This is a genomic window from Pseudomonas sp. AFG_SD02_1510_Pfu_092, assembly GCF_003331055.1.
GTDB lineage: Bacteria > Pseudomonadota > Gammaproteobacteria > Pseudomonadales > Pseudomonadaceae > Aquipseudomonas.
In genome coordinates this window covers 17,226-30,243 of record NZ_PUQD01000011.1, presented here as the reverse complement: position 1 = coordinate 30,243, position 13,018 = coordinate 17,226, and the positions used below count along the sequence as shown (strand labels likewise).

General features: G+C 61.6%; 11 protein-coding genes and 1 pseudogene. 10 read left to right on the top strand and 2 right to left on the bottom strand.

All coding sequences use genetic code 11. The features are described from left to right. Nucleotides 1-36 precede the first annotated feature (36 nt). Nucleotides 37-1,044 (top strand): RNA polymerase sigma factor RpoS, encoded by a 1,008-nt coding sequence (gene rpoS, locus C6A77_RS07640; RefSeq protein ID WP_013971277.1) that lies wholly within the window; start codon nucleotides 37-39, stop codon nucleotides 1,042-1,044. Between the two features lie 498 nt (nucleotides 1,045-1,542). On the opposite strand, the gene fdxA is transcribed toward rpoS, so the two are convergent. Together fdxA and mutS are read right to left on the bottom strand one after the other, a co-directional pair. Continuing rightward, nucleotides 1,543-1,866, bottom strand: coding sequence for a ferredoxin FdxA (gene fdxA, locus C6A77_RS07635; protein WP_112251073.1), 324 nt, complete (start codon nucleotides 1,864-1,866; stop codon nucleotides 1,543-1,545). 140 nt (nucleotides 1,867-2,006) lie between these two features. Beyond that, a complete protein-coding gene (mutS, locus tag C6A77_RS07630; protein ID WP_114168906.1) occupies nucleotides 2,007-4,580 on the bottom strand; it encodes a DNA mismatch repair protein MutS in 2,574 nt (857 codons plus the stop codon). Nucleotides 4,581-4,729: 149 nt separating this feature from the next. On the opposite strand from mutS, the gene C6A77_RS07625 reads away from it, so the two are divergent. From C6A77_RS07625 to C6A77_RS07580, 9 genes and pseudogenes are all read left to right on the top strand, one after another. Beyond that, nucleotides 4,730-5,467, top strand: coding sequence for a helix-turn-helix transcriptional regulator (locus tag C6A77_RS07625; protein WP_114168905.1), 738 nt, complete (start codon nucleotides 4,730-4,732; stop codon nucleotides 5,465-5,467). 474 nt (nucleotides 5,468-5,941) lie between these two features. After that, nucleotides 5,942-6,280 carry a phage holin family protein gene (locus tag C6A77_RS07620; protein WP_114168904.1) on the top strand — a complete coding sequence of 113 codons (339 nt, stop codon included), beginning with the start codon at nucleotides 5,942-5,944 and terminating at the stop codon, nucleotides 6,278-6,280. 11 nt (nucleotides 6,281-6,291) lie between these two features. Next, on the top strand, nucleotides 6,292-6,789 hold the full coding sequence (locus C6A77_RS07615) for a hypothetical protein (protein ID WP_114168903.1): 498 nt from the start codon (nucleotides 6,292-6,294) through the stop codon (nucleotides 6,787-6,789). Further along, a complete protein-coding gene (locus C6A77_RS07610; RefSeq protein WP_114168902.1) occupies nucleotides 6,786-7,346 on the top strand; it encodes a phage baseplate assembly protein V in 561 nt (186 codons plus the stop codon). Before C6A77_RS07615 ends, C6A77_RS07610 begins: the two co-directional genes overlap by 4 nt. Nucleotides 7,347-7,418: 72 nt before the next feature. Beyond that, a complete protein-coding gene (locus C6A77_RS07605) occupies nucleotides 7,419-7,745 on the top strand; it encodes a GPW/gp25 family protein (protein WP_114168901.1) in 327 nt (108 codons plus the stop codon). Continuing rightward, nucleotides 7,742-8,623 (top strand): baseplate J/gp47 family protein, encoded by an 882-nt coding sequence (locus C6A77_RS07600; RefSeq protein ID WP_114168900.1) that lies wholly within the window; start codon nucleotides 7,742-7,744, stop codon nucleotides 8,621-8,623. Before C6A77_RS07605 ends, C6A77_RS07600 begins: the two co-directional genes overlap by 4 nt. A 1-nt stretch (nucleotide 8,624) precedes the next feature. Continuing rightward, on the top strand, nucleotides 8,625-9,233 hold the full coding sequence (locus C6A77_RS07595) for a phage tail protein I (RefSeq protein ID WP_114168899.1): 609 nt from the start codon (nucleotides 8,625-8,627) through the stop codon (nucleotides 9,231-9,233). Then, nucleotides 9,226-10,281, top strand: a pseudogene (locus tag C6A77_RS07590) (phage tail protein); the annotation flags it as partial. The gene C6A77_RS07595 and the pseudogene C6A77_RS07590, both read left to right, overlap by 8 nt. Before the next feature lie 1,559 nt (nucleotides 10,282-11,840). Next, nucleotides 11,841-13,007 carry a phage tail sheath family protein gene (locus tag C6A77_RS07580; protein ID WP_114168898.1) on the top strand — a complete coding sequence of 389 codons (1,167 nt, stop codon included), beginning with the start codon at nucleotides 11,841-11,843 and terminating at the stop codon, nucleotides 13,005-13,007. Nucleotides 13,008-13,018: the final 11 nt, after the last annotated feature.

The following is a 13,018-nucleotide window of genomic DNA, read 5'->3' as shown; positions in this document are numbered from 1 at the left end:
CGAGTCTGAGTTCGAACTCAGCAAAGGACTATAACAATGGCTCTCAGTAAAGAAGTGCCGGAGTTTGACATCGACGATGACCTCCTCCTGATGGAGACGGGCATTGTTTTGGAAACGGATGTGGTGTCAGACGAACCTGCTGTATCTTCGGTTCGGACGAGGGCCAAGTCGGGCTCTTCGCTCAAGCAACACAAGTATATCGATTACAGCCGGGCGCTCGATGCCACCCAGCTGTATCTCAACGAGATTGGATTCTCGCCACTGCTGTCGCCGGAAGAAGAAGTGCACTTTGCGCGGCTGTCGCAAAAGGGCGACCCTGCCGGCCGCAAGCGCATGATCGAAAGCAACCTGCGCCTGGTCGTGAAAATCGCCCGTCGTTACGTGAATCGCGGCCTGTCGCTGCTCGACCTGATCGAGGAGGGCAACCTGGGGCTGATCCGTGCGGTCGAGAAGTTCGACCCGGAGCGTGGTTTCCGCTTCTCGACCTACGCCACCTGGTGGATTCGTCAGACCATCGAGCGGGCGATCATGAACCAGACCCGCACCATCCGCCTGCCGATCCACGTGGTCAAGGAACTGAACGTCTACCTGCGCGCAGCGCGCGAGCTGACCCAGAAGCTGGACCACGAACCCTCGCCAGAAGAAATCGCCACGCTGCTGGAAAAGCCGGTCGCCGAGGTCAAGCGCATGCTGGGCCTGAACGAACGGGTCTCTTCGGTGGATGTGTCGCTCGGCCCGGACTCGGACAAGACCCTGCTCGATACCCTGACCGACGACCGCCCGACCGACCCGTGCGAGCTGTTGCAGGATGACGACCTGTCGCAGAGCATCGACCAGTGGCTGGGCGAACTGACCGACAAGCAGCGTGAAGTGGTGGTGCGTCGCTTTGGCTTGCGCGGGCATGAAAGCAGCACCCTGGAAGATGTCGGCCTGGAAATCGGCCTGACCCGTGAGCGGGTACGGCAGATCCAGGTTGAGGGGCTCAAGCGTTTGCGCGAGATCCTCGAGAAGAACGGCCTCTCCAGTGAGTCGTTGTTCCAGTAGCGAAAGCCTGGAATAGCAAACGCCCCGATGACCCTCGGGGCGTTTTTGTTTGTCTGACCTGTCAGGCGATATAAAAGCGGGACCGAAAATATTATGTACCGCGCTACCCCCGTAACATCGTGTGTAAGCCTTTTCTTACTTGTCGTGTAAGCCTTTTATGTACGGTTCAGTAAATCATTGTCGTATCCAGCCCCGGGGTTTTCCCAAGCTCTTGAAAACCCTGACTTATTTACCCGTGAGGAAATGTGTCACCAGCAACACCTTGTGAGGTTTCGCAGTTGCCCGCCTGGCTCAAGTCGCTAGTATTCGAACTGTGCACAGGGACATGCACAGGCCTTCAGGACGAAAGCCAAGGACATCGCAAGAAGCGATTTCATCAGGATGATGTTTGGGACAAGCAGGGACTACGGAAAAAAATGTGGGCGGGTCAAACCGCCCCTTTTTTTTGCCTGCAAAAAACAAAAAAGGCCGCAAGGGCCTTTTCCGTATCTGGCGTTATCAGCGCTCCAGGTGTTCGATCTTGCCGGTCTTGCCGTCCCACTCCTCAGCGTCCGGCAGGGCGTCCTTACGCTCGGTGATGTTCGGCCAGACTTCCGCCAGTTCGGCGTTCAGCTCGATGAAGTTTTCCATGCCCGCAGGCACTTCGTCTTCCGAGAAGATGGCTTGCGCTGGGCACTCCGGCTCGCACAGTGCACAGTCGATGCACTCGTCCGGGTGGATGACCAGGAAGTTCGGGCCTTCGTAGAAGCAGTCCACCGGACAGACTTCCACGCAGTCGGTGTATTTGCATTTGATGCAGTTGTCGGTGACGACGAAGGTCATTTCTAGTTTTCTCCTCAGGCGACGGCGGCGGCCCTTCCTCTCAGGGCCGCGCGGTTTACGGGTACGTGGCTGCAGGCCAGGCTAATAACCTGCAGCACCAGCAAACCGCGGCGGATTCTACCAGCTTGTAGTGGGCGCCGTTATAACAGGTTCTTTAGTTGATATAGCATTTCGATAGCTTGACGCGGGGTCATGTCGTCCACTTGCAGCTTGCCCAGCTTCTCGATGGCCGGGTGTGGCAGGCTGGCGAACAGATCGCTCTGGTGCGGGACCTGCGGCGCATCCTTGGCTTTTTGGGCTGGAGGCTGCTCATGCGGCAGGCTGGTGGTTTCCAGCCGGCCCAGGTGTTCGCGGGCACGCTGGATGACCGCCGTCGGCACGCCCGCCAGTTGCGCCACGGCCAGGCCGTAGCTCTGGCTGGCAGGGCCAGGCAGCACATGGTGCAGGAAGACGATGCGCTCGTTGTGCTCGGTGGCATTCAGGTGCACGTTGGCGACCAGCGGCTCGCTTTCGGGTAATACGGTGAGTTCGAAGTAGTGCGTCGCGAACAGCGTGTAGGCGCGCAGTTGGGCCAGGCGCTCGGCGGCGGCCCAGGCCAGCGACAGGCCGTCGAAGGTGCTGGTGCCGCGGCCGACTTCATCCATGAGCACCAGGCTGCGCTCGGTGGCATTGTGCAGGATGTTGGCGGTCTCGCTCATTTCCACCATGAAGGTCGAGCGGCCGCCGGCCAGGTCGTCACTGGAGCCGATGCGGGTGAAAATGCGATCGACCAGCGACAGCTCGCAGCTGGCCGCCGGCACGAAGCTGCCAATATGCGCCAGCAGCACGATCAGCGCGGTCTGACGCATGTAGGTGGACTTACCGCCCATGTTCGGGCCGGTGATGATCAGCATGCGCGTGTCGTTGTCCAGGCCCAGGTCGTTGGCCACGAAAGGTGTGGTCAATACCTGTTCCACCACCGGGTGGCGGCCTTGCTCGATACGCAGGCACGGCTCGTCGACGAAGTGCGGGCAATTCAGGTCGAGGGTCAGCGCTCGTTCGGCCAGGTTGCTGAGAACGTCCAGTTCGGCCAGCGCAGCGGCACTGTCCTGCAGCGGCGCGAGGTGGCTGATCAGGGTTTCCAGCAAGGCGTCGTAGAGCATCTTTTCGCGCGCCAGGGCGCGGCTCTTGGCCGACAGCGCCTTGTCCTCGAAGGCTTTGAGCTCCGGAGTGATGAAGCGCTCGGCGCCTTTGAGCGTCTGACGGCGGATGTAGTCGCCTGGCGCCTGCTCGGCCTGCTTGGTCGGCAGCTCGATGAAGTAGCCATGCACGCGGTTGTAGCCGACCTTGAGGTTGGCCAGACCGGTGCGGGCCTTTTCCCGGGCTTCCAGGTCGATCAGGAACTGGCCGGCGTTCTCGCTGATCGCCAGCAGTTCGTCCAGTTCGTTGTCGTAGCCGGCCTTGAGCACGCCGCCGTCGCGGATCACTGCCGGCGGGTTGTCGATGATTGCCCGCTCCAGCAGGCTGGCCAGTTCGGGGTAGGTACCGGTAATGGCCGCCAGGCGCGCCAGGTGCGGCGCCTCCAGCTCGGCCATGGCGTTCTGCAGCTCGGGCAGCGCGCCCAGCGCATCGCGCAGGCGCGCCAGGTCGCGTGGGCGGGCGTTGCGCAGGCCGATACGGGCGAGGATCCGCTCGATATCGCCGATTTCCTTGAGCTGCGGCTGCAGCTTCTCGAAGCGGTAGCCGTCGAGCAGGCAGCGGATCGAATCCTGGCGTGCCTGCAACACCTTGAGGTCACGCAGCGGGCGGTTCAGCCAGCGGCTCAGCAAACGGCTGGCCATGGCGGTCTGGCAGCGGTCGATCACCGACTGCAGGGTGTTGTCACGGCCGCCTGCCAGGTTGATGTCCAGCTCCAGGTTGCGGCGGCTGGCGCCGTCGAGGATGACCGTGTCGTCCAGGCGTTCGTGGCGCAGGCTGCGCAGGTGCGGCAGGGCCGTGCGCTGGGTTTCCTTGGCGTAGCTCAGCAGGCAGCCGGCAGCGCCGATGGCCAGGGTCAGCTTGTCGCAGCCAAAGCCCTTGAGGTCCTTGGTCGCGAACTGCTGGCACAACGCTTTGCGTGCCGAATCACGGTCGAAGTCCCATGGCGCACGGCGCCGGGCACCCGGGCGTTTTTCCGCCGGCAGGTCGCGCGGCCAATCGTCGGGGATCAACAATTCGACCGGGTTCAGGCGCTCGAGCTCGGCCAGCAGGTTTTCCCAGCCCTTGATCTCCTGCACGCTGAAGTTGCCGCTGGTTATGTCCAGCACGGCCAGGCCGAACAGGCGCTCATCACCGAGCAGCGCGGCAATCAGGTTGTCGCGACGCTCGTCGAGCAGCGCCTCGTCGCTGACCGTACCGGGGGTGATGATGCGCACCACCTGGCGTTCCACCGGGCCCTTGCTGGTGGCAGGGTCACCGATCTGCTCGCAGATCACCACCGATTCGCCGAGCTTGACCAGCTTGGCCAGGTAGCCTTCCAGCGAATGGAACGGAATCCCGCACATGGGAATGGACTGGCCGGCTGACTGACCGCGTGCGGTCAAGGTGATGTCCAGCAGCTTCGCGGCTTTTTTCGCATCTTCATAGAAGATCTCGTAGAAGTCGCCCATGCGGTAGAACATCAGCTGGTCCGGGTGCTGGTTCTTCAGCTTCCAGTATTGCTGCATCATCGGGGTGTGTGCGGAAAGATCAGACATTCAGGGCCTTACAGCGGGTGATCTGGTTGGCGTTTGTGAAACCGGCAATGGTACAGGCTTTTTCGCGCTGATGCAGGCGTGGCGCTGCATGCATCCTCGCGCCACGCAGTGCATTGCATTTCATGCCTTCTGCCTGCATTATGCATGCTATGCAAAAACGCAACGTAGCCACCGTACTCAGAGAACTGCTCGATCGCCACGGCCTGTCCCCGACGGAGCTGTACCGGCGCACGGGTGTGCCTCAATCCACCTTGTCGCGAATTCTCGGCGGCAAGATCGTCGACCCTTCTGACAAACACGTGTCGAAGATCGCCGAGTACTTCGGCGTCAGCACCGAGCAATTGCGTGGCCGCGCAGAGCTTGGCGAGCCTCGCGAAGCCGCGCTGCCGGCGCACGGTCATGCCGACCTCAGCGACATAAGCCTGTGGGACGATGAGACCCCCGTCGAGGATGACGAGGTGTCGGTACCTTTCCTTCGTGAGGTTGAATTGGCAGCGGGATCAGGAAGATTCGTCATCGAAGAAAGCGAGCACGCGCGCCTGCGCTTCGGCAAGCGCAGCCTGCGCCACAATGGCGTACAGTTCGACCAGGCCAAGTGCGTGACCGTGCGTGGCAACAGCATGCTGCCGGTGCTGCGCGACGGCGCGACGGTGGGGGTGAACACCGGCAAGTGTGCGATCGGCGACATCATCGATGGCGACCTCTACGCCATCAACCACAACGGCCAGCTGCGCGTGAAGCAGGTGTATCGGCTGCCTACCGGCATTCGCCTGCGCAGCTTCAACCGCGACGAACATCCCGACGAGGATTACAGTTTCCAGCAGATGCAGGATGAGCAGATCAGCCTGCTCGGGCATGTGTTCTGGTGGGGTATGTACGCGCGCTGACGCTCCCGCACCCAGGAAACCCGCTACGGCGGGTTTTTTTTCGCCTGCAGAAAACCCCTACAAGGCAGGCTGCGCATGGCTTACATGCACATCAGCAAAAATCAGCGCATAGAAATTTGAAGAAATGCATTGACTGCATATGCATTAGTGCATAGCCTGTGTCTCAAGCCGGACGGAAACCGGTTGTTACACAGGCAGCGATGGACCGCCTCAAAGGTCCAGAGGGTTGGCAACTGGCCCGGGTGTGCAGCGTAAAGCACCACGATCAGTTATCCGGCGGGCAGGCAGCCGCGGTCGGAATCATCAATTTGTAGCGGAACCGCACGGCGTCACCAGTCGTGGCCGGCGGTTTGCCAACGCATTACTGAAAAGCCTGGCGAGCCGGGCTTTTTGGAATGTCGAGGTTTCAGGACAAAGCACTCATAACCGACCTGTTGGCCCGCGCCAGCAGGCATTTACACAGGAGACAGGACAGTGACGAACGAGCAACAGGCGTTACTCGAGATGCCGCTCTGGCTGGTGATCGTCCTGGCGTTGCTGGGCGGTCTGAGCGGCGAAATGTGGCGGGCCGACAAGGCCGGTGCCACCGGTTGGTCGCTGCTGCGCCGGCTGGCGCTGCGCTCCGGGGCCTGCATGGTCTGCGGGGTATCGACGGTGATGCTGCTGTATGCCGGCGGCCTGTCGATCTGGGCGGCCAGTGCATTCGGCTGCATGACTGCGGTCGGCGGCGCCGATGTCGCCATGCGGCTGTATGAGCGCTGGGCGATGCGGCGTCTGGGCCTGCGCGACAGCTCACAGCCCGACGAGCGATAAGGAGAATATGCATGAGCGAACTGGCCACTTTGCATGGCGCAGTGACGGCAACCATTCGTGAGGCAATGCCGGAGCTGGCATCGGTAGATGCCTATACCGCCGTAGGAAATGTCCCAGAACGGCCTTCGCTGCGCCACGGCATCGTCCGCATGACGGCCGATGCGGCTCCGCGGGATGGCCGTTCGGTGTTGATCGCCACCTTCGAGGCGGATATCACCGCCGACAGTGCCAATCCAGAGGCGCGGCTTCAAGGCAGCCTGCTGGCCGCGCAACTGATGGACCTGCTGCGCCAGCAACATTGGGCACTGGACTTCGTCGAAGCCAGCCGCAACGTACAAGCACAGTTCCAGGGCAGTGCCTGGACCGTGCGTTGGGACCAGCCGGTACTGCTTGGCGAGCCGCGCTGGAACTGGCCGGATCAGCCGCCCGGTAGCCTGGTATGGGGCTTCGCACCCGATACTGGCCTGGGTAATGAAGCGCACTATGTCGCGCCGGAGGACCTGACATGAGCTACGTCAGTGCCATGCATGACCGCATGCTGGCGTGCATGGTCATTCCCTGCCGGGTGGTCGCTGTGGACCTTGCCGCCGCCCGGGTCCGGGTGTCCGACGGCAGCGGCTGGACCAGCGCCTGGTTGCGCTGGCACGCCCAGGCAGCCGGCCAGGCCAGGCACTGGCGGGCGCCCAGCCTGGGTGAGCAGGGGGTGTTGCTCAGCCCCAGCGGCGAGCCGGCCCAGGGCACCTTCCTGGCGGGCCTGTATGGCAATGCCGGCAGCGCAGCGGACAACCGTGGGCACACCGAGGTCTGGCGCTTCGCCGATGGCGGTTCGATCAGCTACGACTGGCAGGCCAGCCACTATGACATCCAGCTGCCGGCTGGCAGCGCGACCATCAAGGTCGGCGCCAGCACGGTGCAGGTCAGTGACGGTGTGGTCAGCCTGCAGGCCGCAAGCATCAGCCTCTCCGGCAACGTCACGGTCGATGGCCCGCTGCAGGTCAGCGGCGATATCAGCGGCGGTGGCCGGATCATCGACACTGCCGGCAACACGGCCAACCACAAACACTGAATCAAGCCCGCTCATGCGGGCTTTTTCATACCAGGAGAATGCCATGCATACCCATGAACCGGGCGGTGCGCCATGATCGGCATGGACCGCCGCACCGGCCAGCCACTGACCGGCATCGATCATCTGCGCCAGTCCATCGAAGACATCCTCACTACACCGCTGGGCAGCCGGCGCATGCGCCCGGAGTACGGCAGCCAGCTGCGGCGCTTCGTCGACTTGCCGGTCAATGAAGGCTGGAAAAGCGCCGTGCAGGCTGAAGTGGCCCGCGCACTGGGCCGCTGGGAGCCGCGTCTGCAACTGCAGCGGGTCAAGGTAGTCGCGGTGCTTGGTGGCCAGGTCAGCCTGGCGCTCGTTGGCCGCTACCTGGGCGATGATGCGCTGGTGGAGGTGAACGTATGAGCCAGGTCGACCTGTCGAAACTGCCAGCACCACAGCTATTGGAGGACCTGGACTACGAAGCGCTCTACCAGGCCGATCTGGACACCTTCCGCAGTTATCTCGGTGACGGCTGGACCGCCAGTCTGGAAAGCGACCCGGTGACCAAGCTGCTCGAGGTCGGCGCCTATCGCAAACTGCTCAACCGGGCCCGCATCAACGATGCCGCCAAGGCGCTGCTGCTGGCGTACGCCCAGGGCAGCGACCTTGACCAGCTGGCGGCCAATGTCGGCCTGCAGCGCCTGGTGATCCAGGCCGAAGACCTGGCCAGCGTCCCGCCAGTCGAGGCGTTGCTGGAAGCGGATGATGCCCTGCGCGAGCGGGTGCAACTGGTCTATGAAGGCCTGACCACGGCTGGCCCGCGCAACAGTTACATCCTGCATGCCCGCAACGCTTCGGGGCAGGTGGCTGACGCCACCGCCGAAAGCCCGTCGCCGGCCGTGGTGGATGTCACCGTGCTGAGCCTGCAAGGCAACGGCGTTGCCAGTGCCGAGTTGCTGGCGCAGGTTGCGGCCTACCTCAATGACGACGATATCCGCCCTGTTGCCGACCGGGTCAACGTGCGCAGCGCCGAGGTGCTGCCCTACCGCATCGATGCCGTGCTGCACCTGGCCGACAGCGGCCCTGAGTACGAAGCGATTCTCGCCGAGTGCCAGCGCCGCCTGCAGGCCTGGGTCAACCCGCGCAGGCGCCTGGGCGTGGAAGTGGCGCGCTCGGGCATCGATGCGCAACTGCACATCGATGGTGTCAGCCGGGTCGAGTTGAATGGCTGGGCCGATATTCGCCCGAGCAAGGCGCAGGCGGCCTGGTGCAGCGGCTTCACCTTGAAGCGGGGGAGCTGATATGCAGAGCCTGTTGCCGCTCAACCGCACCGCGCTGGAGCGGGCCATCGAGGTGGCTGCCGACGAGGACCTGAAGGTCAGCCTGCGCCAACTCTACAACCCGGATACCTGCCCGGCGCATCTTCTTTATCAGCTGGCCTGGGCCTGGTCGGTGGACCGTTGGGAGGACAGCTGGAGCGATGAGATCAAACGCTCGGTGATCCGCTCGGCGTTCTTCGTCCATGCCCACAAAGGCACCTTGGGTGCGCTGCGGCGGGTGGTCGAGCCCTTCGGTTACCTGATCGAGGTGCAGGAGTGGTGGCAGACCGCGCCGCCCGCCCAGGCGGGCACATTTGCCCTGAAGATCGGCGTTTCCGATACGGGCATCAGCGAAAGCACCTACCAGGAACTGTCTGCGCTGATCGACGACGCCAGGCCAGTCAGCCGCCACCTGACCGGCCTGGTAATCAGCCTCGAAAGCCGTGGCGCCCTTCATTTCGGCTGCGTGATCCAGGACGGCGACGAACTGGACATCTACCCCCCGGCACCCCGTGACATCGAGGTTATCGGCGTGGTGGGACGTGGCGGCCGCGAACACACAATCGATACCTTGGACATTGCACATGGTTGACCAGACTTCTCAGTTCTACGCCATCCTCACCAACGTGGGCGCGGCGAAGCAGGCCAATGCCGATGCCTTGGGCATTGCCTGGAAAATCACCCAGATGGGTGTCGGCGATGCCAAAGGCACCGACCCGACCCCCAACGCCACCCAGACCAGCCTGATCAACGAATGGCGCCGCGCGCCGTTGAACCAGCTGAAGGTGGATGACAGGAACAGCGCGATCATCATTGCCGAGCAGGTCATCCCTGCCGACGTCGGCGGCAAGTGGATCCGCGAGATCGCGCTTTACGATGCCGATGGCGACATGGTTGCCGTGGCCAATTGCGCGCCGACCTACAAACCCTTGCTGAGCCAGGGCTCGGGACGTACCCAGGTGGTGCGGATGAACCTGGTGGTCAGCAGCGCCAGCAATGTGCAGCTGAAGATCGATCCGGCTGTGGTGCTGGCGACCCGGGAGTGGGTTACCGAGGAACTGGCCAGACAGGACTTCAAGCATTCGGTGGTGGCGGCAACCACGGCGAACATTGCCTTGACCGGGTTGCAGACGGTTGATGGGGTGGCGCTTGCTGCCGGGGCGCGGGTGTTGGTGAAGAACCAGACAGCGGCCAAGGATAATGGTATTTACGAAGCATCGGCAGGCACATGGAGCCGGAGCAGTGATGCTGATACCAGCGCCAAGATCACTTCCGGTTTACTGGTGCTGGTGGAGCAGGGGGCAGCCAATGGTGATAGCGCCTGGCAGCTCACGACTGATGGTCCGGTTTCGCTGGGCGTCACTGGTCAGGTCTATGAGATGGCTTTCGGCCGCAGCGGCGTAACGGCTGGCACTTTTCGGAGTGTCACAGTAGATAAGTACGGTCGGGTCATCGCAGCCAGCAATCCAACCACCGTTGCCGGATATGCTCTGACGGATGTTTACACAAAAACCCAGGTGGATACCGCGTTGGGATCGAAGGCGCCTCTGGCCAGCCCGGTCTTCACTGGATTGGCCAAAGCTTCCACCCCAACGCTGACCAGCGATGATACGACATTGGCTACCACCAACTTCGTACAGCGGGTGATCGGTCAGCTGGGTTGGGGCAGCTATGGTGTTTCTACCAGCAATATGCCAGCTGGTACAGACCTCAACGACATGGTCACGCCTGGGTCCTATGGGCAGGCAGCTAATGCCAACGCCACGCTTGCATTAAACTATCCCGCTCCCATGGCTGGAACATTACTGGTCCAGGCAGCGACCTCGGCGATCGTTACTCAGGTGTATTGTCTCTACAATACCGGACAAGTCTTCAGTCGTTCATGTTATTCAAATGTTTGGTCTAAGTGGACGGAGCTTGCCGTCACAGATTCGCCCGCGTTGAGAGGACTGCCTACGGCACCTACTGCGGTTAAGGGCAGCAATTCAAAACAAGTTGCAACGACGGAATTCGTTCAGGACGCAGTTGCTGGTCTCGTGGACTCCGCGCCTGCCGCGCTTGACACCTTGAAGGAATTAGCGCTGGCACTGGGTAACGACCCGAACTTTGCTACGACGGTTACCAATACATTGGCGACCAAGGCGGCTAAAGCGACTACCTTGGCGGGTTACGGTATCAGCGACGGATACACAAAAGCCCAAGTGGATTCTGCCCTCACGCTGAAGGCGTCTACGGCAAGCCCGGTTTTTAGCGGAAACCCGACAGCGCCTACGGCTGCCCGAGGAAATGTTTCAAAGCAGTTGGCGACTACCGAGTTTGTCAAGGAGGCGGGATTGACCCTGCCGTCGCAAATACAGGGCGTGTCGTCCGGCTCTACCCTTGGTCCGGATCAAGTTGGCCGCCTCCTTAGCATGGGCGGTCCAGCCATCTGGAGTGGTACATTGACCTTACCTTCGTCGGGAATCGCTGTAGGCTCGGTATTCATGGTTTACGTGAGTTCGGGTGAAGGGACAATCACGATCCTGAAAGCTGCCGCTCAAGGTAGTTACATCAACATAGGTTCAAGGCAATACGACGCTGTCAGTATTGGTAGGGATGAGCCGCCTATTGTGCTCATGTGCGCCGCGGATGGCATTTATACAGTCATTGCAGGTGGGTTATCCAATACGCCGGATTATTCATCGTTCAAGGCCGGCGCGGGTTGGGCGCGAAATCCCAATGGGCTGATCGAGCAGTGGGGGAAAATATTGCTTCCTTCCAGCATTGCCTCTGCAAACATCGATACCGTATTTCCGTTGCAGTTTCCCAATGCTTGTCTGTCAGTAGTTGCAAGCATCGGTATTAATACTGATAACTACGACAAGATCTCCTATTATCGGCAAAATCGCCAATCGGTAAGTATTGGCGCTTCAAGTGTCTCTGGATTCGATGGCCAGGCGTTTTGTGATAATAACCTTGCGGACTCCCGTATTGTTCAATGGCGGGCCATTGGGTATTGAGTTGCTAGTTTTTTGGAGAGTAAAAGAATGCGGTAGATTCATCTGATTTGGGTGGCCAGGGCATGGATGCGTAAGGCAGAAACGTTATGGTTTTGCTTATAGAAGCCGCCCCGTTAAACCTGATGCTCCTTTATTCGCCATCTTCTTCCAGGCCCTGCACCCGCAGGGCCTTTTCATTCCTGAACCCGGAGTAAACCTACATGAGTGGATTCTTCCACGGCGTCACCGTCACAAACGTCGACACCGGCGCCCGCAGCATCGCGTTGCCTTCCTCTTCGATCATCGGCGTGGTCGATACCTTCACCGAGGGCGCTGGCGCCACGGCCAAGGCAAACGACCTGGTACTGATCACCAGCGAGCGTGAAGCCGTTGCGGCCTTTGGCGAAAGCGCCGCCATCACCAAGGCCTGCCGCGCCATCTACAGCCGCGCCAAGGCGGTCATCGTCGCCTGCGGCGTGGCCAGGCTGGACGATGCAGCAGAGCAGACCGCCGCGATCATCGGCACGGTGCAAGCCGACGGCAAACGCACCGGCCTGCAGGCGCTGCTCGATGGCAAGAGCCGGTTCAACGCCCAGCCACGCCTGCTGGCAGCCCCGCGCCACAGCGCTACCCAGGCGGTGGGCACGGCACTCGTGGCTCTGGCCGACAAGCTGCGCGGCATCGCCATCATCGATGGCCCCAACACCACCGACCAGGCGGCCATCGACTACGCGAAGAACTTCGGTGCCAAGCGCGCCTTCCTGGTCGACCCGGGCGTGCAGTACTGGGACAACGGCGAGCAAGCCAGCGTCGATGCACCCGGCTCGGCCTGGGTCGCCGGCCTGTTCGCCTGGACCGACAGCGAATACGGTTTCTGGGCCTCGCCCTCGAACAAGGAGTTCGTCGGCATCACGGGTACCACCCGCCCGGTGGAGTTCCTCGATGGCGATGACAGCTGCCGCGCCAACCTGCTGAACAACGCCAACATCGCCACCATCATCCGCGATGACGGCTTCCGTCTGTGGGGCAACCGTACCCTGTCGAGCGACCCGAAATGGGCGTTCGTCACCCGCGTACGGACCTTGGACATTGTCATGGACGCGATCCTCTACGGCCACAAGTGGGCTGTGGACCGTGCCATCACCGCCACCTACGTCAAGGACGTCACCGAGGGCCTGCAGGCCTTCATGCGTGATCTGAAGAACCAGGGCGCGATCATCAATTTCGAGGTCTTCGCCGACCCGGAACTGAACACCGCCAGCCAGCTCGAGCAGGGCAAGGTGTACTGGAACATTCGCTTCACCGACGTGCCACCTGCCGAAAACCCCAATTTCCGCGTCGAAGTCACCAACCAGTGGCTGACCGAAGTCCTCGATTCCGCCGCTTAAGGAGCGCATTT

Coding starts and splice junctions, on each gene's coding strand:
- rpoS (WP_013971277.1), top strand. CDS start 37: ATGGCTCTCAGTAAAGAAGTGCCGGAGTTTGACATCGACGATGACCTC.
- fdxA (WP_112251073.1), bottom strand. CDS start 1,866: ATGACCTTCGTCGTCACCGACAACTGCATCAAATGCAAATACACCGAC.
- mutS (WP_114168906.1), bottom strand. CDS start 4,580: ATGTCTGATCTTTCCGCACACACCCCGATGATGCAGCAATACTGGAAG.
- C6A77_RS07625 (WP_114168905.1), top strand. CDS start 4,730: ATGCAAAAACGCAACGTAGCCACCGTACTCAGAGAACTGCTCGATCGC.
- C6A77_RS07615 (WP_114168903.1), top strand. CDS start 6,292: ATGAGCGAACTGGCCACTTTGCATGGCGCAGTGACGGCAACCATTCGT.
- C6A77_RS07610 (WP_114168902.1), top strand. CDS start 6,786: ATGAGCTACGTCAGTGCCATGCATGACCGCATGCTGGCGTGCATGGTC.
- C6A77_RS07605 (WP_114168901.1), top strand. CDS start 7,419: ATGATCGGCATGGACCGCCGCACCGGCCAGCCACTGACCGGCATCGAT.
- C6A77_RS07600 (WP_114168900.1), top strand. CDS start 7,742: ATGAGCCAGGTCGACCTGTCGAAACTGCCAGCACCACAGCTATTGGAG.
- C6A77_RS07595 (WP_114168899.1), top strand. CDS start 8,625: ATGCAGAGCCTGTTGCCGCTCAACCGCACCGCGCTGGAGCGGGCCATC.
- C6A77_RS07580 (WP_114168898.1), top strand. CDS start 11,841: ATGAGTGGATTCTTCCACGGCGTCACCGTCACAAACGTCGACACCGGC.